Raw genomic sequence first — 17,743 nt, 5'->3', positions numbered from 1 at the left:
CACCATGGACGCCGATGAACTGAAGCTCAAGATCAAGAAGCTCAATGCCCAGGCCACGCAGGCCAAGATGGACCTGCACGACCTGTCTGAAGAGTTGCCCACCAACTGGGAAAAGATCCTGGAAGTGGCGCAACGTTGTCACGATGCCCACGCAGCCTTGACCGAGGCGCGCAAACTGGCCGCAGCTGCCGCATGAGGTTGAGTCATGAGCCACTTTTCCATCACCATGCCCAGTGGCGAAAGCTGGGAACCCAAGTTTGTTCAAAACATCAATGAAGACACCTGCATCGGCTGTGGCCGTTGCTTCAAGGTGTGCCCTCGTGGTGTGCTGGAGCTGGTCGGACTCAATGAGGACGGCGAGCGCGTGTCCATCTCCGATGAGGACGATGAAGACGAAGAGTATGAAAAGAAGGTCATGACCATTGCGCATCAGGAGATGTGCATTGGTTGTACCGCTTGCTCGAAGATCTGCCCGAAGAAGTGCTACACGCACGCGCCGGCCACGGTCTGAGCTGAATGAGGCGGAAGGTCAGAGGCCTTCCGCTTCTTTTTTGACTACATGCACACAGGTGTTTTCATGCGCATACCGTTGTATATAACAGAATATGACGATCGCTCGGCACGCCGAGCCAAGCGGGCTTCGCATCTGGGCCAGGAAGTGGATTGGGCTGCACGTCTCCCGGCCTTGTGGCGTGGCCTCACCATCGGCCCCCTGTGGGTGGACGTGAACCGCGATGAAGGCACGGGGGCTGAGCGCTGGATGGGCTATGACGAGGAAGAGCAACCATGCTTCTGCCGCTATCGGTTTCAGGTACCGATCGGCTTCATCGACAGTGGCGTGGCATCTCATTACCGCGAAGACCTGGCTGCGTGGCGCTTGCGTGATGGGCGCTGGTTGATCCACCGGGTGATCAACAGCCAGAGCGAAGGCAAAGCCGCTTATGCCTTCTATGCGTTCAGCGAGCGCATGCCACGCTGAACGGGCTCAAACTGATCTCAAGCGGGCACGGCCAGGATGATGTGGCTGGCCTTGATGATGGCGCTTGCAGCCTGGCCCAGCGCCAGGTTCAGTTCGCTCACGGCCTCGTTGGTGACCACGGCAAATACCTCGGTCCCACCAGGCAGCGTGATCCCGACTTCCGTGTTGACGGCGCCTTTGATGAGGGTGCTGACCTGGCCGGCCAACTGGTTTCTGGCGCTGAAGGTAAGGCCGCAATCACGGGTGGCCAGCATCACCCAGGGGGCCTTGACCAGGGCGACTACATCCTTGCCGGTACTCAATCCGAGTGACTGCACGCTGCCTGCGGTGACGATGGCCACCAAGGTGTCGCCACCGTCAGTTTTCAGCGTGACTTCCGAGTTCACGGCACCTGGTTGGATGGCGGAGATTTTGCCTTTGAAGGCATTGCGTGCGCTGACTTTCATGATGAACCTCAAGACGACCGGTGACAGGGAGGGCTTCTCCCAGAAGCTGGCACACTGTTTGCGTTATAAACCAATGTATACGACAAAAGTGACACAGTGAATTCAGTCTAGGTCGAACGGCTATGTGGCCGCCACCCATAACCAAGCCCTTTTCTCTTACTTTGGCGGGGCATGAAAGGTGGGTTCTGGTGCATTCGCCGGTCTTTCGGTCAGGGCGTTATGTGCGGATGTCGTGAACGCTACACAGGTTGTCAACATGCCAGGTTCAACACGTTCTTCTTCACGCGCAGCCAGCAAGTCCGCCGGGCCACGACTCGTCAGCAAACTGGAGGTGTCGACCGAACTGGGCGCCTTCCTGGGCGACACGCGCATCCGCTTGCTGGAAGCCATCGATCAACATGGGTCGATCTCGCAGGCGGCCAAACACGTGCCGCTGTCTTACAAGGCCGCCTGGGATGCCGTTGACGCCATGAACAACCTGGCTGATCAGCCTCTGGTCGAGCGAAGCACGGGCGGCAAACACGGTGGCGGCACGATCCTGACGGAGCACGGGCGCAAGGTGGTGGGGCTGTACCGCGCGGTGGAGGCCGAGTATCAGTTGGCCTTGGACAGGTTGATGGCGCAATGGGGTGAGTTGGATACGGGTAACGTGCGGTCGTTTCAGCAGTTGCTGCGCCGCATGGCCATGCGTACCAGCGCGCGCAATCAGTTTGTCTGCACGGTCAGTGGCTTGCGCGAGGGCGAGGTCGACTACGAGGTCTACCTGAGGCTGGACAGACACAACGAACTGGTGGCCGTGATCACGCGAGACTCCGTCGAACAACTGGGTATCGAGATCGGCATGGAGGTGGTGGCCCTGGTGAAGGCGTCTGCCGTGCTGCTCATGACGGATGAAGGCTTGCGAACCAGTGCCCGCAACCACTTGTGGGGCACGGTCGAGCGTGTGGTGGACGGTCCGGTGAACGCCGAGGTGGTGTTGACCTTGGGTGGCGGCAAGACGGTCACCGCCGTGGTCACGCGTGAATCGGTGGTGTCCCTGGGGCTCGAAGTGGGCCAACGGGCCTGCGCCATTTTCAAGTCCTCCAGCGTGATTTTGTCCATTCTGGGCTGATGAGCCCGTCAAGGAGCAGGTGATGAAGCGTTTGTCCATTCAGGCACTGTCTGCCGGTGCGCTGTTTGCATCTCTGGCTGTGGCCCATGCCGGTGAGGTGCAGGTTGCGGTAGCGGCCAATTTCGCGGCACCTTTTCAGAAGATCGCTGCAGCCTTTGCCACGGAGTCGGGGCACACCGCCGTGGCGGTCACCGGGTCAACCGGCAAGTTCTACACGCAGATCAAGGAAGGTGCGCCATTCGAGGTGCTGCTGGCGGCCGACGACGAGACCCCGAAAAAGCTGGAGGACGAGGGGCTGGCCGTCAAAGGCCAGCGCTTCACCTATGCCAGGGGCAAGCTGGTGTTGTGGAGTGCCAAGGCCGGTGTGGTGGATGACAAGGGCGAGGTCTTGAGCAAAGGTGTGTTCAACCATCTGGCGCTGGCCAACCCCAAGCTGGCGCCTTATGGCGCGGCCGGTGTAGAGGTCATGAAGGCACTGGGTGTTCACGATCTGCTGTTGCCGAAGCTGGTGCAAGGTGACAACATCGCCCAGACCTACCAGTTCGTGTCGACCGGCAATGCGGAGCTGGGCTTTGTGGCGCTGTCTCAGGTGGCGCCGCCGGACAAGCCTGCCCTTGGTTCGTGGTGGGTGGTACCAGCGAAGCTCTACACGCCCATCCTGCAGGATGCGGCCTTGCTCAAGAAGGGGGAGGCCAATGCGGCGGCTGGAGCCTTGTTGAAGTACCTCAAGGGCGACAAGGCCAAGGCCATCATCAAATCATATGGGTACGAGCTTTGATGCTGGATGCTGACGATCTTCAGGCCTTGAGGCTGACGGCCAATCTGGCCTTCCTCACAACCACCTTGCTGCTGCTCCTGGGTACCCCGATCGCCTGGTGGCTGGCGCGCACGCGTTCGCGTCTCAAGGGTGTGGTGGCGGCGGTGGTGGCCTTGCCGCTGGTGCTGCCACCCACCGTCATCGGCTTTTACCTTCTGTTGTTGATGGGGCCTCACGGGCCGGTCGGGCATCTCACACAGGCCTTGGGCTGGGGCTTGTTGCCCTTCACGTTCTGGGGCCTGGTGGTGGGCTCCGTCATGCACTCGTTTCCGTTTGTGGTGCAGCCCTTGCAGCAAGCGTTCGAGGCCATTGGCGCTCGTCCGCTGGAGGCGGCAGCCACCTTGCGCGCCTCGGCATGGGACCGTTTCGTGACGGTTGCCTTGCCCCTGGCTCGTCCTGGATTCCTGACCGCGGCCGTGCTGGGGTTCGCGCACACGGTGGGCGAGTTTGGCGTGGTGCTGATGATAGGTGGCAACATCCCCGGGGCGACACGTGTGCTGTCGGTGGCCTTGTACGGGCACGTCGAAGCCATGGATGACGGCAAGGCCCACACCCTGGCCGCAGGCATGGTGGGTTTTGGCTTCCTGGTGATGTTCCTGCTGTATGTGCTCAATGGCCGTGTGGGTGGGCATGCACAAGCAGGGCAGGAGGGGCGAGCATGACGCAGATCCATGCCGACCTCGTTGTGAGTCATCCAGGGTTCACGCTGGACGTGTCCTTGCGCCTGCCGGGCGAGGGCGTCAGCGTTCTGCTGGGCCCCTCCGGATGCGGCAAGACCACGGTCCTGAGGGCGCTGGCGGGGCTGGAACGCGCCAGTGGGCGTGTGGCCATGAATGGCGATGTCTGGCAGGACGATGCGGCCTCCAGACGCGTGTTCGTGCCGACGCATCAACGGCCCATTGGCTATGTGTTCCAGGAGGCCAGTCTGTTTCCGCATCTGAACGTGCGGGACAATCTGGACTACGGGCGTCGCCGCGTGCCGCGCGATCAGCAACGTATCGGCCTGGAAGAGGCCGTGACCTTGCTGGGTATCGGGCATCTGCTGGACAGGCGTCCGCAAGGGCTGTCCGGTGGCGAGCGTCAGCGTGTGGCCATCGCACGCGCCTTGCTCACCAGTCCTCGGCTCTTGCTCATGGATGAGCCCTTGTCCGCCCTCGATGCGGCGCGCAAGGCCGAGATCCTGCCTTATCTGGAGCAGCTCAATCGGCAGGCCAGAGTACCGGTGATCTACGTGACCCACGCGCTGGACGAAGCGGCTCGCCTGGCCGATCACCTGGTGTTGATGTCCGCTGGCCGGGTACAGTCAAGCGGGCCGGCTGTCGAGATGTTTGCCCGTCTGGACACGCCCATGAGCACCTGGGACGATGCGGCTTGCGTGCTTCAAGGCGTGGTCGAAGCGCAGGAGCCCGAATACGGCTTGACGCGTCTGAAACTGGGTGAGCATGCGTTCTGGGTCGGGGCCACGGGTGCCAGCGTCGGGCAGACGGTCAAGGTGCGCGTCCTGGCCCGGGATGTGAGCGTCACGCTCAGCCCGGCGCTTGACAGCAGCATCCTCAATATCCTGCCCGTCGTGGTTGACGAGCTCCGGCCGGATGGGGCCGACAGTGTCACGTTGCGCCTGCGGCTGGCCCATGGGGGCGTTCTGCTGGCTCGCCTCACCCGGCGTTCCAGCGAGCAGCTTCAGTTGCAAGCTGGCATGAGCGTCTTTGCCCAGGTCAAGGGCGCAGCCTTGCTGGGCGCTTGATCGGAATGGGCTCATGCGTGAATTTGTTCACGCATTGATCCCTTTGTGTGTCGGATAAGTGCAGGTTTCCGTCTGTTTTGACCACCTGCGTCCGATTTGCCCCCGCTAAGATCGATCCGATCTGTAACTGACGCAGGGCCTGGTCGCATCTGATGCGGGTACGGCCTGTGGGGGGCGCATCCGCAGTTGAACACCGCTACGTCGCTGGAGCAGGTCCTGGTGGATCAGACCCTGGAAGGGGGCTTTCGCTGGCTGCGGTTCCCGGCGATGCTGGAGCGCGCCTTCGTGGAGGCGCATGCCGACGAGCGCACCTTCAAACTCATCCTGGCGGGGCTCAATTCCATGCTGGTGTTCGGTGGCATCCTGCTTACTGACTACCTGATGGAGCCCGGGCAACTGGGCTGGTCAGCCGCCTTGCGCGTCGGGTTGTATGCGCCTTTTATCTTGTCTGCGCTGGTCATCCTGCATCGGTTGAGCTATCCGGAACTCAATGAGTGGATGGTCGTGCTGGTGGGCACCGTGGCCAGCGCCATCGTGGCTGTCCTGGCGCTGTCAGGCACCACGGCGGTGTCGTTCACCAAGGTGGTCGAGTTGATCATCGTGGTGGTCTATGTTGCCGTGTTCGCGCGATTCTGGCCCATGGCCTTGTTGTCCGCGGTGGTGCTGGTGTTTCACATGACGGTCATGGTTCTGGCGCCAGACTTGATCAGTGGCTTACGCCTGGGGTCTACCTTGCTGTTGATCACGACCATCAGCTTTGCGCTGTATGGTTGCTATGTGCGTGAACGCAACGACCGGCACGCCTTCCTGTTGGATCTGAAGGAGCAGGCCATGCGTGCCTCGCTCAACGAGGCCAATCTGCGCCTGGCGGAGATGGTGCGGACCGATGCCCTCACGGGCGTGGCCAATCGCCGGGCCTTTGACGATTTCCTGTCTCTGAATCAGGACGAGTTGGCGATGTCCTCTCGCAAACTGGCCTTGTTGTTGGTGGACGTTGACCATTTCAAAGCCTTTAACGATAGCTATGGCCACCATGAAGGGGATCGCTGCCTTTGCGCTGTGGCCAACACCATCGACGCCTGCTTGCGGCGCCCGGTGGACATGGTGGCGCGATGGGGCGGAGAGGAGTTCGCCGTGGTGCTGGGCGATGCGGATGAGCAGATGGCCCGGCAAGTCGCCAGACGGATCTGCCAGGCGATACAGGCGCTGGCCATTCCTCATGAGGGTTCATCATGCGCGCCCGTGGTCACCGTGAGCATAGGCATGGCCGTGCAGCATGCCGGGCTTACCCGGGCAAACCACGTATTGATACAAGCCGCAGATGAAGCCCTGTACCAGGCCAAGGCTGCCGGTCGCAATCGCGTATGCCTGGCGGCGGATCCGAAAAGCGGGGGCGTACAGGCATGTTGATCCGTACGCAACCCATTGACATTCAGGTGGCCTGGCGGCGCCTGCTCGCGCAGCAGATCGGTGGCATGCGCCTGAGCCCGACGCAGATCGAACGTTTCAACGCCGCGAGCGCGCCGGACCGGTTCCGCCACTTCCTGATATCAGGCGTATCGGCGCTGGTGCTGTTCAACCTGTTCCTTGTCTCGGACTGGTACATGGTGCGGGACGTCTTCGACCTGGCTGTGACCGTGCGCCTGTACATGCTCACGCCGGCGGTGTTGTTGCTGTTGCTGACGGGCTATGTTCTGTGGGATTGGTGGCTGGCCCATACCCCGCCATGGCTGACCGAAGCCCTTGGGATGGTCGGCACGATGGCCGTGTCGGCATCGTTGGGCGTGGTGATGCTCGAGACGCACAGCGAACAGCTCTCCATGTATCGTGGCGGCCTTGTGCCCATCCTGGTGTTCGGCAATCTGGTGCAGCGATTGCGCTTCAGGTTTGCCTTGGCCTCCACCTTGTTCAATGTCGGTGTGTGCGTGTTCACCATGATCGTGCGCCAGGATCTGCCCAGGCCCTACGAGGTCATCGAGGTTCCCTTGGCCTTGTTGCTGATGCTGGTGGCCTTGTACACGCTGATCTGCAACTTCAACCTGGAACTCGATGAACGCCAACGCTTTCTTCAGACTGAACGTGCACAGGCCTTGCGCAGCGAGCTGGAGCAAAGCCACCGCAGCCTCGACGAGATGTCCAACCTGGATCCTTTGACGGGGCTGGCCAATCGCCGACGGTTTGATGCTTACCTGGCCAAGGAGATGCCGGGTGTGAACGCCACTGATACAGCGCTGGCCTTGATGCTGATCGATGTGGATCACTTCAAGGCCTTCAATGACAGGTATGGCCATCCGGCCGGTGATCAATGCCTTCGGCATATCGCGCAGACGCTCAAGGAGGCCATGCCGCAGCAGGAGGGTCTGTTGGCCCGGTGGGGCGGAGAAGAGTTCGCCATTGTGCTGCCGGGCGCGAATCGACAGGATGCGCTGGCCGCCGCCGAGAGTTTGAGACGCGCCGTGGAGGCATTGCGCATGCGCCACGAAGCCTCGCCCACGGCGGGCCATGTGACCATCAGCGTGGGCGTGGCCATGCTGAGCCAAGATGGTGGCCAGGATGCCGTCAGGCAACTGCTGGCGCGGGCTGATCAAGCGCTCTATCAATCCAAACAGGGCGGGCGCAATCGTTGCACGCTGTGATCAGTCAGGCGAGCACGCGCTCGATGCGCTTGTCCGGCGCCAGCCACATCAGTGCCACGGCCACATACAGCGCCTGCGCGATCCATTGGTTGTAGAAGGCCAGCGGGATGGCCAGCGCATAAATCAGGACGGACAGGTTGCCTTTCAGGTCTCGCCCGATGGCCTTGGCCAGCAGCGCATCCTGCCCTTCCGTGGCGATGATGGCGCGTGTCAGGATCCAGTAGGCCACGCCGGACATCAGCAGCACGGCACCGTACAAGGCCGTGGGCAAGGCGGCAAAGTGGTTTTCTCCCATCCATCCCGTCACGAAAGGCAACAAGGACAGCCAGAACAGGAGGTGCAGATTGGCCCACAGCACGCCACCGCTCACCTTGTGTGTGGCGTGCAGCATGTGATGGTGGTTGTTCCAGTAGATGCCCACGTAGATGAAGCTCAGCACATAGCTGAAGAAGACCGGCAGCAGCGGCTTCAGCGTGTCCAGGCTTTCGCCGTGGGGCACCTTCAACTCCAGCACCATGATCGTGATGATGATGGCGAGGACACCATCGCTGAAGGCTTCTAGTCGGGTCTTGTGCATGCGGGCGCTCTGGCTGACCGGGGTGCGGTCAGTTTAGCCGCTCGTCAGTACACCTGTGCCTCGGTGCTTTGCGCGGCCTCACAGCGCTCGATATTGATGCGGATCGCCTGCCCGACTGCCACCTTGAGCCCGCTGGGAAGTGGCACCACCATGTTGTGGCGCAGTGTGGGGCTGCCGCCAAATGCGTAGCTGGCCAGCACGTAGTGTGTGCCTGCTCGTGCACGGTCGCCCGGTGGGCGGCAATCCTTGTATACCGGGCTCACGGGCGTGGACGAATCAACGGGGCTCACCACTCGGGCTTGCCGCCAGCCGTCCGCGAACCCCGTGTTGGTCTCGTTCATGGCGGCGCATCCGCTGGTCAGCAAGCTCGCTGCCAGGATCGCGAGGCGCCAGATCATCACTTCATTCATCGTCGAATTCCCAGGTTTCATGCAGGTCCAGCTTGAGGCGCAGTGCTGCATGACGGGCTTCTGCGCGTGCATTGATTTCGGCCAGGGCCGCCTCGGTGAACTGGCGCCTTGCCAGCAGCACATCGGACTGGCTGTACTCTCCCAGCTCCCAGCCGCGTACCACGGTCTTGAGTACCTGCTCATGGCGTTGGCGAGCCAGGTCCTGGCTCTGCCAGGCCAGTTGTGCCGATTGCATCGCCTGCCAGGCTGTCACTGCTTCGGTGCGGACCTTCTGATGGATGGCTTCAGCCTGCTGTTCGGCCTCGACGCGCAAAGCTTGCGCTTGTCGTTCTGAGGCGCTGCGCGCAGCACCCGCCAGCGGCACGCTCAGGGACAGTCCCAGTACACGCTCGGCGCCACCACGCTCCGATGCGGCGTAGATGCCTATCGTGGGGTCCGTGCTTCGGTCCAGGCTTGTTCTCGTGGCGCGGGCGCTGACCAGGTCCGCATGCAGGCGCGCCACGCGCCATTCATGGCTACGCTCAGCCAGATCCTGCGTGACCACGGCCTGCTGATCGGCTTGATAGTCAAGCAGTTGGGGGCTCGCGAGTGCCGCTTCGCCCGATGACGTCAAGCCAGGATATTGCGTGTCCAGCACGGCTCGGGCCGCCAATTCACGCGCCTGGGCGCTGACCAGATTGGCATGGGTCTGGGCGGCGCTGGCCTCCTGGAGTCGCCATTGCGTGCGTGCCGCATCGCCTGCCTTGACCCTGCGTTCCGCGTGCCGGGTCAGTTCATCCTGCGCGCTTTCCTGTTCCTGCCACATGCTCACGGTGGCGCGTTCTCGCAACCAGTCGATCCAGGCGCGCAAGAGACCACGTGAGGCCTCATGGATGGCATCTGCCCGCCTGACCAGTGCCAGCTTGACGGCCGCGTCACCAATGACGTCGTCCTGCCGGGCCTTGCGCCCGGTTCTCAATGTGCGCTCCAGTGCCAGTTGGGTCTCGGCATACCGGCGGCGATCGATGAGACCATCGCTCATGGTGTCGCTGCTGCGGCGCTGCTGCGCTGCCAGGCGAAGCGTGAATTCATGAGGGCCTGCCTTGAGGCGCTCGGCATCGGCCTGATCCGCTTGCATGGCCGAAGCCGCCGCGCGGACTTCGGGGCGAGCCAGGATGTGTTGCCTGACCAGGTCCTGAGGTGGCAGTTCCTGGGGCACCGAATGAGCCGCTTGGGCCGCAAGGGCAGGCATGGCGGCGCACGCTGCCCACACCAGGGTGCTCAGGGTCAGTGCGAGAGGGGAGATCATAGTCGGATGGCGCATGCTCACGCTTCCTCGCTGACGCCGAAGCGCTTGAACAGAATGGGCAAGAGGATCAAGGTCAAGGCCGTGGAAGACACCAGGCCTCCGATCACCACGATGGCCAGGGGGCGTTGAATTTCCGAGCCGGGCCCCGATGCGAACAGCAGGGGCAACAGGCCGAAGGCCGTGATGCTGGCCGTCATCAGCACCGGGCGCAGGCGGCGGATGGCACCGTTGCGTACCGCATCGGCCAGCTTGTGGCCTTGCGCCAGCAGTTCGTTGAAGTGGTTGACCAGCACCAGGCCGTTGAGCACGGCGATACCCATCAGCGCGATGAAGCCCACGGATGCCGGTACCGACAGGTATTCACCCGCCATGGCGAGCGCGAACACGCCACCGATCAAGGCCAGGGGAATGTTGAGGAAGACCAGCGTGGCCTGTCTGGCGCTGCCGAATGTGGTGTAGAGAATCAGATAGATCAGGCCCAGCGCAATGGGCACCACGATCGCCAGGCGTTGCGCGGCACGCTGCTGGTTCTCGTACTGGCCACCCCAGGTGATGCGATAGCCCGGTGGCAGTTTGATCTCCCTGGCCACAGTGGCTTGCGCGTCGGTCACGAAGCTGACGAGATCGCGTTCCCGCACATTGCTGGTGATAGCGGCGAACCGGCTGCCGTTTTCCCGATCGATCTTGACGGGCCCCTCGGTTTCTTCCAGCCTGGCCACTTGCGCCAGGCCAACGGGCGGCCCCTCGCTCACGGGCAACTGCAACTGGGCAAACAGATCGGGGGTCAATGACAGGGCAGAGGGGCCACGCACGATGAGGGGCACGCGGCGGCCTTCCTCCAGCACGAAGCCAGGGCTTTGCGATTCGAGCAGTGTCCGCAAGTCTTCCTGCGCCTGTTCCACGCTCAGGCCATGCAGACCCAGGGCCTGCCGGTCGAACACGACGCGCAGATAGCGCAGGCCACTGTTCTGGATGAGTTGTACGTCCTCGCTACCTTGTGTCTTCTTCAGGATTTCTTGCAGTTGCGCGGACAACTTGCCCAGGGTAGCCAGATCCGGGCCAAACACCTTGACGGCCACGTCCCCACGCACGCCCAGGATCATTTCGTTGACGCGCATCTCGATGGGTTGCGTGAAGCTGGTAGCCACGCCTGGCAGCTGCATCAGTTGCGCGCGCAGCTTGTCCAGCAGCGCTTCCTTGTTGGCGGCCTGCCACTCGTTCTTCGGCTTGAGCACGAGGAAGGTATCGGTCTGGTTCAGGCCCATAGGGTCCAGCCCGAGTTCGTCGGAGCCGCTGCGCGCCACGATGCCCTTGACCTCCGGCACGGCCAGCAAGGCTTTCTGCACCTGGGTATTGAGTTGCAAGGCCGTGGGCAGGTTGATGGCCGGCGATTGCTCCACCGACACGATCACATCGCCTTCGTCCATCGTCGGCATGAAGCTCTTGCCCACCAACAGAAAGCCGACCACGGCACCGGCCAGGCTCAGTGCCGTGCCGATCAGCCAGGGCGCCGGCTTGCGCAGCGCGACGTCCAGCAGGCGGGTATAGCCACGTGTGGAGACGCGAACCAGCCAAGGGTCCTGATGCGCGCCCGTCTTGAGCAGCAGCGAGGCCAGCACCGGGATGACTGTGAGCGAGAGCAGCAGCGAGGCTCCCATGGCATACAGGATGGTCAAGGCCACGGGCTTGAACAGCTTGCCTTCCAGACCCTCCAGCGTCAGCAGTGGCAGGAACACCAGCATGATGATCAGCACGCCTGATGCCACGGGCACGGCCACTTCCTCTGCACCCAGCTTGATCAGCCTGATCAACTGGCCGAGACCGCCCGGGTTCTCCGGATGAGCAGGGTGGGCCAGTTTGGCTTCGATGTTCTCCACCACCACCACGGCCGAGTCCACCAGCATGCCGATGGCGATGGCCAGGCCACCCAGCGACATGAGGTTGGCCGTGAGTCCTGTCTGGCGCATCAGCCAGAACGTGGTCAGGGCGGACAGGGGCAGCACGATGGCCACCACCACGGCCGCGCGCCATTGCCCCAGGAAGAGCAGCAGGAGCACCAGCACCAGCACGATGGCTTCCGTCAGGGCCTTGCTGACCGTGTGAACGGCTTGCCCGACCAGCGCGCCGCGATCGTAGAAGGGTTCGATGCGCACGCCCTTGGGCAGACTGCGTGATATCTCGTCGATCTTGGCACGTACCTGCGAGACCACCTTGTTCGCGTCGGCGCCGCGCAGTCCCAGCACAAGGCCTTCCACGGTCTCGCCTTCCCCGTTGCGGGTGACAGCACCGTAGCGGGTCAGCGCGCCAATGCGCACCTCGGCCACATCGCTCACGCGCAAGGTGGTGCCGGCATGGCGACCGATGACGGTGGCGCCCACATCCTCCAGGTTGCGGATGCTGCCTTCTGCGCGCACCAGCAGGGCTTCTTCGCCGGCGATCAGCCGGCCTGCACCGTCATTGCGGTTGTTGGCCGACAAGGCTTCCCGCAGTTGCGTGATGCTCAGGCCTCTGGCTGCCAGCTTCACCGGGTCGGGCACGATCTCGTAGGCGCGCACCGAGCCGCCCAGCGCGTTCACATCGGCGACACCGGCGATGGCGCGCAGTTGTGGGCGTATGGTCCAGTCCAGCAGGGTTCGCTTGTCCTGCAGAGAGAGCGGACCTTCGATGGTGAACATGAACATCTCACCCAAAGGCGTGGTCACCGGGGCCAGGCCGCCGCCCACGTTGGAAGGCAGGTTGGCTTGTGCGCTCGCATACCGTTCACCCACTTGCTGGCGGGCCCAGTAGATGTCGGTGCCTTCTTCAAAGTCGATGGTGATGTCGGCTATCGCGTACTTGGATACCGACCGCATGCTGCGTTGCCCGGGTATGCCCAGCAACTCCTGTTCGACGGGCTGAACAATGCGGGATTCAACTTCCTCTGGCGTCATGCCCGGGGCCTTGAGGATGATCTTGACCTGGGTGGGCGAAACATCCGGAAAGGCGTCGATCGGCAGTTGCCGCGCGGCATTGAGGCCCAGCCCTACCAGCACGCAGGCTGCCACCAGCACCAGCAGGCGCTGCAGCAGGGCCGCTTCAATCAGGCGCTTGAGCATCATTGCGCTCCCAGGCCTTGCAGCACGCCCTTGAGGGCCACGGCCCCTTGGTCCACCACCTTGTCGTCAGGCGTGAATCGGGCTGGCGCAATCGGGCTGACCTGGGTCAGGCCAGCTGTCACGCTGGCGCCTGATTGCTGGCTCACCACCCGCACGGCTACCGCCTGAAAGCTGCTGCCGCGCTGGATGAACAGGATGTCCTGGCCATCGTGGCGCAGTACGGCACTGGCCGGTACCAGCCAGCCACCCGTCTGCGTGGCGTCCCCGCTGGGCGTGAGTGCCACCTCGGCTTGCACGCGCTGCTGGGGCAAGGCGCAGTCATGGGCCTGGGGCCACTGCGCACGCAACGACACGGTCTGGCTGCCGGCGTCCAGTTCGGTATTGATGCTCACGATCCGGGCGGGCAGGGCACAACCCTTGATGCGAACCAGGTCACCCTTGCGCAAGCGGCGTGCGACGTCGGCCGATGCCTGCATGTCGATGGACAGGGCACCCGCACTGGCGAACTTCAGCAGGGGCGTGCCGGCCTCCACACGCTGACCGGGTTGAACGAGCATGTCCGTCACCGAGCCACGAGATGGGGCGCTCAAGCTGGCGTGGCCTGACAAGCCGCTGTTGGGCTTGACGCCAGCCAACTGCAGCAACTGCCCACGCTCTCTCGCCGTGGCCTGTGCGATCTGCAACTGAGCCTGGCTGGCCTGGGCGCGAGAGCTGGCGATGATGCCCTCGGCCAGCAAAGCGTCGTCTCTCTGCGCCGTCTGTTGAGCCAGCTTGAGTTGAAGCTGAGCCTGCTGGTATTCGCGTTGCCACTCCACCAGTTGGGGTGCATTGAGCGACACGAGTGTCTGCCCAGGCGTGACCGCATCGCCCTTTGACACGTGCACCTGCTCGACCAGCGCGGCCATCGGCGAGCTGATGACGCGCAACAGATTGGGTGGCAGGGTGACCTGCCCTTGCAGCATGACCCGCCCTGCATCGCCTGCCGGCAGGATCTGGCTACTTCGTATGCCCAGTTTCTGTACCTGTTCAGGCTTGAGGGCCATGGTGTGCGCGCGGTCGCTGGCCTGTGTGGCGGCGTCCGAGGGGTACATATAGGATGTCATGGCTGCCAGCGCGAGCGCTTGCAGCAAGAGACGGGGCAGAGAGTAGGCGTGCAGCATGGACATCCAGGGGATTCGAACTGCTGCCCACTGTAGAAACCCAGCCTGAACGCCAGCTTAAGCGTCCACGTTTCAGACAGTGCTACCGTTGCACCTGAGGAACCATTCATGCGCCTGCTGCTACTTGAAGACGACACCATCCTGGGCGACGGCCTGGCCGAATTCCTGAGAACGGAAGGCCATGTCGTGGACTGGTGCAAGCGCCTGCTGGATGTGCAGGCACTGCAAGGCGAGCCCTACGATGTGCTGCTGGTCGACTGGCAATTGCCTGATGGATCCGGTCTGGACTGGATCCGGTCCTTGCGCAGCAAGGGGGATCACACACCTATCCTGATGATGACCGCGCGTGACCTCATCAGCGACCGCATCAAGGGGCTCGATACCGGCGCAGACGATTACCTGGTCAAGCCGTTTGCCCCGGAGGAGCTGGTGGCGCGGCTTCGCGCATTGCAACGGCGCACTGCGGGCTCGGCCGGTGCGCGCATCCAGATCGGCCCTGTGGAGGTGGATCTCACGGCCAAGGCGGCCTACCTGCATGGTGACCGCGTTGACGTGACCCAGCGCGAGTGGCAGGTGCTGGAGGCCTTGCTTCAGCGGGCTGGCCGGGTGGTGTCCAAGAATGACCTGGAGGCCCTGATGCTGGGCCTGGGCGGCGAACTGGCCAGCAACTCGCTCGAGGTGCACATCTCCAGGTTGCGGCGCAAGCTGGGTGCCGATGTGATTGAGACCGTGCGTGGCATGGGCTACAGGGTGACGACATGACCGATGCACCATCCATCCGCAAGGGCTTGTCTCGTGTGGTCATCCAGGTGTCGCTGGCCTGGAGCGTGGCCGTTTTCCTGGTGGTGTGGTTTACCGTTCACCACAAGCTCGACGATGTACTCGATGGCACCTTGCAGGAGTCGGCCGAGATCCTGTATGGCCTGCTCAAGCCCAACGCAGACCGGCTGCCAATTGGCTCGGGTGGCTCCCTGCCGGCTCCGCCGCATCATGAACGCATGGTCTGGCAACTGGTGTCCGGTGATCGGCGTGTGGTGTGGCGTTCTCACAGCGCACCGGCGCAGCCGCTGGCCACGGTGCACCGGGAGCGGTGGTCCGCAGACTCGCCCGAGTGGCACGTGTATGGCATTCCCTTCGATGGCAAAGGCACCATGCTGTATGTGGCGCAAACACACAGCGAGCGACGCAAGGCACAACTGGAGGCTGCCTTGCTGACGGCCTGTGGCGCGCTGATGGTGGGGCTGGCCAGTGCCTTCTGGTTGAGCAGGCGGGCGGCCAGGGAGCTGGATCCCTTGATCGGTTTGTCCGAGCAGGTTGCACGCTACCATCCACTTGAACCAGGCTCGTCACCGCCCATGGCCCGGAGGGAAGAGCTCAAGCCGGTGCGTGATGCCATCGTGCACCTGGGTGATCGCCTGGCTCAGAACATCATCAGCGAGCGTGCGTTCAGCGCCAATGCAGCGCACGCACTGCGCACGCCGCTGGCGGGCCTGGGAGCGCAGCTGGCCATGCTCCAGCGCGAGAGTCCGGCAGACGTTCAGCCCCGCATTCAGCGTGCGCGTGAGGCGGCAGATCGCCTCAGCCGCGTGGTGACGGCCTTGTTGTCGCTGTTTCGAAGTGGCGGTGAAATCAACCGCATGCCCGTCACGCTGGCAGCCTTTGTGCATGAACTGCCTCTGCCTGGTCTGGCGATCAAGGTTGAAGGCGATGGCCACGTGGAGGCAGATCCGGACTTGCTGGCCGCGGCCTTGCTGAACCTGCTGGACAACTCCGTGCGCTATGGTGCCGTTCAGGCGTGGGTGTCGTTTCGGCAAGATGCCGGTGCGATGGTGATCCGACTGGTCGACGACGGCCCAGGTGTGGACGAGGCCACGCGCAAGCGCATCGGTGCCGCGCTGGCCTCCCAGCACTACGAGCAGGACATGGGCCTGGGCCTCATGCTGGCTGACCGCGTGGCCCGGGCGCATGGCGGGCAGCTCGTGGTGGTGCACGTGGAACGCGGTTTTGGCGTCGAACTGAGCCTGAGCAACAGGTGATCGATCGTTCAGACGTCCAGTGCGGCAGGCGCCTGTCCTGATTGATGTCGGTGCCACATCTGCGTGAACAGGGCTTCCAGATCCCGGGTGTAGCCAGGTACGTTGAACAAGGCTGCGTCGGCGACCTGTGCGTGCAGCCTGGCCTTCAGGGTGGCGAGTCGCGCCGGGTCTGTCGTGAGTGCGAGCGCCAAGGCTTCGTAGTCCTCCACGGTGTCTGCGACCATGTCAGGCAAGCCCACGGCGTGCAGCAGGCTGCCCGCCACGCGCGAGGCGAAGGTACGGCCGGCCAGGGTCAGCACCGGTACGCCTGCAGCCAGTGCGTCACTGGCGGTGGTGTGGGCGTTGTAGGGCCAGGTGTCCAGCACCAGATCGGCCAGTGGCAGGCGGGCCAGATGTGGTGCCTGCTTCATGTCCGGCGCGAACACCAGCCGGTGCGGAGAAATGCCTCTGGCCAGCGCCTCCTGGCGCAGGTTGCCCTCGGCGTGCCGGTCCTGAAGCAGCCACAGCACACTGTCGGGTGAGGCCCTGAGGATGCGGCACCAGGTGTCGAACACCTCCGGCGTGAATTTCCAGGCCTGGTTGAAGCAGCACAGCACCGTGGCGTCTTCGGGCAGACCCACCTCCGCGCGCGTGAGCGTCGTGGCCTTGGGTCGGCTGGCTCGCGCATGAGGCTGGTAGCTGTGCGGCAGGCAGGCGAGGGACTCTGTGTAATCAGTCTGCGCCGCATGGGGCGTGACGTAGCGGTCGCTCACGAGGTAGTCCACGAAGTCCCGCCCCAAGGTGCCCGGGTAGCCCAGAAAGCTCACCTGAATCGGGGCAGGGCGCCATGACAGCAGCATGGTTCGGCTGCCCGCGGTGTAGCCCTTGAGATCCACCAGGATGTCGATGCCATCGGCATGAATGGCACGCGCCGCCTGTTCGTCGTCCAGTTCGCGGATGTCGTGAAATGCGTGGAAGGCCTGCAGCAAGCGGTGGCGCATCGGGCTGTCGTCCAGCGCGCCATGGCTGTAGGCATGCAGTTCGAAGCGATCGCCATCATGGGCTTCCAGCATTTCAATCATCAGCAGGCTGGTGGCGTGCTGGTGAAAGTCGCTGGACAGATAGCCGATGCGCAAGGGGGCACCATCAAGGCGAGGGCTTTTTGTGCTGGCCTGGAACTCGCTGATGGCCGCCTCGCGTGCCTCCTGGTTGAGCTGGAGGCGTTCATCGAGCCAGCTGGCGGCACATTGCTGTTGCTGTTGCGCGCTGACGCCAGGGGCGGCGAGCAGGTGGAAGGGGGGCCATTGCCCAGCGCCGACATCGTTCATGTCGGCCTGCACCAACCCCATCCATTTGTCGAACTCCTCCCATTCGCACCACGCACGGCTGCGGGCGTAGTGTCGGATTTGTCGGGCTCGTGCCTGGTCGCTGGGGGAGGGGCTGCTCATGGTGGAGCATCGCAAGT

18 protein-coding genes are annotated in these 17,743 nt (G+C 63.3%); 11 read left to right on the top strand and 7 right to left on the bottom strand.

The annotated features are described in order from the left end of the window. Positions 1–4 precede the first annotated feature (4 nt). The 3 genes from VFW93_RS17395 to VFW93_RS17385 all read left to right on the top strand — a co-directional run bounded on the left by VFW93_RS17395 (position 5) and on the right by VFW93_RS17385 (position 979). Positions 5–196 (top strand): CCE_0567 family metalloprotein, encoded by a 192-nt coding sequence (locus VFW93_RS17395; protein WP_329695216.1) that lies wholly within the window; start codon positions 5–7, stop codon positions 194–196. 9 nt (positions 197–205) lie between these two features. After that, positions 206–511, top strand: coding sequence for a ferredoxin III, nif-specific (fdxB, locus tag VFW93_RS17390; RefSeq protein ID WP_329695215.1), 306 nt, complete (start codon positions 206–208; stop codon positions 509–511). A gap of 66 nt (positions 512–577) precedes the next feature. Then, entirely contained in the window at positions 578–979 is a 402-nt protein-coding gene (locus tag VFW93_RS17385; protein ID WP_329695214.1) for a hypothetical protein, read from the top strand. Positions 980–996: 17 nt separating this feature from the next. Here VFW93_RS17385 and VFW93_RS17380 read toward each other — a convergent pair whose 3' ends face one another. Then, positions 997–1,425: a TOBE domain-containing protein gene (locus VFW93_RS17380; protein ID WP_329695213.1), complete on the bottom strand. Its 429-nt coding sequence runs from the start codon at positions 1,423–1,425 to the stop codon at positions 997–999. Positions 1,426–1,681: 256 nt separating this feature from the next. Between VFW93_RS17380 and VFW93_RS17375 the strand changes: the two genes are divergently transcribed. The 6 genes from VFW93_RS17375 to VFW93_RS17350 all read left to right on the top strand — a co-directional run bounded on the left by VFW93_RS17375 (position 1,682) and on the right by VFW93_RS17350 (position 7,733). After that, entirely contained in the window at positions 1,682–2,536 is an 855-nt protein-coding gene (locus VFW93_RS17375; RefSeq protein WP_329695212.1) for a TOBE domain-containing protein, read from the top strand. Between the two features lie 22 nt (positions 2,537–2,558). Beyond that, complete coding sequence (modA, locus tag VFW93_RS17370) at positions 2,559–3,314, top strand: molybdate ABC transporter substrate-binding protein (RefSeq protein WP_329695211.1); 756 nt, start codon at positions 2,559–2,561, stop codon at positions 3,312–3,314. After that, complete coding sequence (gene modB / locus VFW93_RS17365) at positions 3,311–4,015, top strand: molybdate ABC transporter permease subunit (RefSeq protein WP_414639719.1); 705 nt, start codon at positions 3,311–3,313, stop codon at positions 4,013–4,015. The genes modA and modB overlap by 4 nt, the downstream gene beginning before the upstream one ends. After that, complete coding sequence (gene modC / locus VFW93_RS17360; protein ID WP_329695209.1) at positions 4,012–5,097, top strand: molybdenum ABC transporter ATP-binding protein; 1,086 nt, start codon at positions 4,012–4,014, stop codon at positions 5,095–5,097. Before modB ends, modC begins: the two co-directional genes overlap by 4 nt. A 186-nt stretch (positions 5,098–5,283) precedes the next feature. Further along, entirely contained in the window at positions 5,284–6,507 is a 1,224-nt protein-coding gene (locus VFW93_RS17355; protein WP_329695208.1) for a GGDEF domain-containing protein, read from the top strand. Beyond that, positions 6,501–7,733 (top strand): diguanylate cyclase, encoded by a 1,233-nt coding sequence (locus VFW93_RS17350; protein WP_329695207.1) that lies wholly within the window; start codon positions 6,501–6,503, stop codon positions 7,731–7,733. The genes VFW93_RS17355 and VFW93_RS17350 overlap by 7 nt, the downstream gene beginning before the upstream one ends. Before the next feature lie 4 nt (positions 7,734–7,737). Here the strand turns inward: VFW93_RS17350 and VFW93_RS17345 are convergent, their stop codons facing one another. From VFW93_RS17345 to VFW93_RS17325, 5 genes are read right to left on the bottom strand one after another with little or no spacing between them, the layout of a single operon-like run. Continuing rightward, entirely contained in the window at positions 7,738–8,310 is a 573-nt protein-coding gene (locus tag VFW93_RS17345; RefSeq protein WP_329695206.1) for a TMEM175 family protein, read from the bottom strand. Positions 8,311–8,354: 44 nt separating this feature from the next. After that, positions 8,355–8,708 (bottom strand): hypothetical protein, encoded by a 354-nt coding sequence (locus tag VFW93_RS17340; RefSeq protein WP_329695205.1) that lies wholly within the window; start codon positions 8,706–8,708, stop codon positions 8,355–8,357. A 4-nt stretch (positions 8,709–8,712) separates the two neighbouring features. Continuing rightward, a complete protein-coding gene (locus VFW93_RS17335; protein ID WP_329695204.1) occupies positions 8,713–10,023 on the bottom strand; it encodes a TolC family protein in 1,311 nt (436 codons plus the stop codon). 2 nt (positions 10,024–10,025) lie between these two features. After that, complete coding sequence (locus VFW93_RS17330; protein WP_329695203.1) at positions 10,026–13,103, bottom strand: CusA/CzcA family heavy metal efflux RND transporter; 3,078 nt, start codon at positions 13,101–13,103, stop codon at positions 10,026–10,028. Then, positions 13,103–14,269 carry an efflux RND transporter periplasmic adaptor subunit gene (locus tag VFW93_RS17325; RefSeq protein ID WP_329695202.1) on the bottom strand — a complete coding sequence of 389 codons (1,167 nt, stop codon included), beginning with the start codon at positions 14,267–14,269 and terminating at the stop codon, positions 13,103–13,105. Before VFW93_RS17325 ends, VFW93_RS17330 begins: the two co-directional genes overlap by 1 nt. Positions 14,270–14,371: 102 nt before the next feature. Between VFW93_RS17325 and VFW93_RS17320 the strand changes: the two genes are divergently transcribed. Beyond that, entirely contained in the window at positions 14,372–15,025 is a 654-nt protein-coding gene (locus tag VFW93_RS17320) for a response regulator transcription factor (RefSeq protein WP_329695201.1), read from the top strand. Beyond that, positions 15,022–16,299: a HAMP domain-containing sensor histidine kinase gene (locus VFW93_RS17315; protein WP_329695200.1), complete on the top strand. Its 1,278-nt coding sequence runs from the start codon at positions 15,022–15,024 to the stop codon at positions 16,297–16,299. Before VFW93_RS17320 ends, VFW93_RS17315 begins: the two co-directional genes overlap by 4 nt. A gap of 8 nt (positions 16,300–16,307) precedes the next feature. On the opposite strand, the gene VFW93_RS17310 is transcribed toward VFW93_RS17315, so the two are convergent. Beyond that, positions 16,308–17,726, bottom strand: coding sequence for a UDP-N-acetylglucosamine-peptide N-acetylglucosaminyltransferase (locus tag VFW93_RS17310; protein WP_329695199.1), 1,419 nt, complete (start codon positions 17,724–17,726; stop codon positions 16,308–16,310). Positions 17,727–17,743: the final 17 nt, after the last annotated feature.

Origin of the sequence: Aquabacterium sp. (assembly GCF_036279675.1) — a bacterium.
Classification (GTDB): domain Bacteria; phylum Pseudomonadota; class Gammaproteobacteria; order Burkholderiales; family Burkholderiaceae_C; genus Aquabacterium.
The sequence above is the reverse complement of the archived record's forward strand: the minus strand, read 5'-3'. Positions and strand labels throughout refer to the sequence as shown.

What these genes read in the sequence shown, in the direction of transcription:
- modA (WP_329695211.1), top strand. Translation starts at nt 2,559, where the DNA reads ATGAAGCGTTTGTCCATTCAGGCACTGTCTGCCGGTGCGCTGTTTGCA.
- VFW93_RS17320 (WP_329695201.1), top strand. Translation starts at nt 14,372, where the DNA reads ATGCGCCTGCTGCTACTTGAAGACGACACCATCCTGGGCGACGGCCTG.
- VFW93_RS17395 (WP_329695216.1), top strand. Translation starts at nt 5, where the DNA reads ATGGACGCCGATGAACTGAAGCTCAAGATCAAGAAGCTCAATGCCCAG.
- VFW93_RS17380 (WP_329695213.1), bottom strand. Translation starts at nt 1,425, where the DNA reads ATGAAAGTCAGCGCACGCAATGCCTTCAAAGGCAAAATCTCCGCCATC.
- VFW93_RS17340 (WP_329695205.1), bottom strand. Translation starts at nt 8,708, where the DNA reads ATGATCTGGCGCCTCGCGATCCTGGCAGCGAGCTTGCTGACCAGCGGA.
- VFW93_RS17385 (WP_329695214.1), top strand. Translation starts at nt 578, where the DNA reads ATGCGCATACCGTTGTATATAACAGAATATGACGATCGCTCGGCACGC.
- VFW93_RS17375 (WP_329695212.1), top strand. Translation starts at nt 1,682, where the DNA reads ATGCCAGGTTCAACACGTTCTTCTTCACGCGCAGCCAGCAAGTCCGCC.
- VFW93_RS17345 (WP_329695206.1), bottom strand. Translation starts at nt 8,310, where the DNA reads ATGCACAAGACCCGACTAGAAGCCTTCAGCGATGGTGTCCTCGCCATC.
- fdxB (WP_329695215.1), top strand. Translation starts at nt 206, where the DNA reads ATGAGCCACTTTTCCATCACCATGCCCAGTGGCGAAAGCTGGGAACCC.
- VFW93_RS17310 (WP_329695199.1), bottom strand. Translation starts at nt 17,726, where the DNA reads ATGAGCAGCCCCTCCCCCAGCGACCAGGCACGAGCCCGACAAATCCGA.
- VFW93_RS17315 (WP_329695200.1), top strand. Translation starts at nt 15,022, where the DNA reads ATGACCGATGCACCATCCATCCGCAAGGGCTTGTCTCGTGTGGTCATC.
- VFW93_RS17350 (WP_329695207.1), top strand. Translation starts at nt 6,501, where the DNA reads ATGTTGATCCGTACGCAACCCATTGACATTCAGGTGGCCTGGCGGCGC.
- modC (WP_329695209.1), top strand. Translation starts at nt 4,012, where the DNA reads ATGACGCAGATCCATGCCGACCTCGTTGTGAGTCATCCAGGGTTCACG.
- VFW93_RS17335 (WP_329695204.1), bottom strand. Translation starts at nt 10,023, where the DNA reads ATGCGCCATCCGACTATGATCTCCCCTCTCGCACTGACCCTGAGCACC.
- VFW93_RS17330 (WP_329695203.1), bottom strand. Translation starts at nt 13,103, where the DNA reads ATGCTCAAGCGCCTGATTGAAGCGGCCCTGCTGCAGCGCCTGCTGGTG.
- VFW93_RS17325 (WP_329695202.1), bottom strand. Translation starts at nt 14,269, where the DNA reads ATGTCCATGCTGCACGCCTACTCTCTGCCCCGTCTCTTGCTGCAAGCG.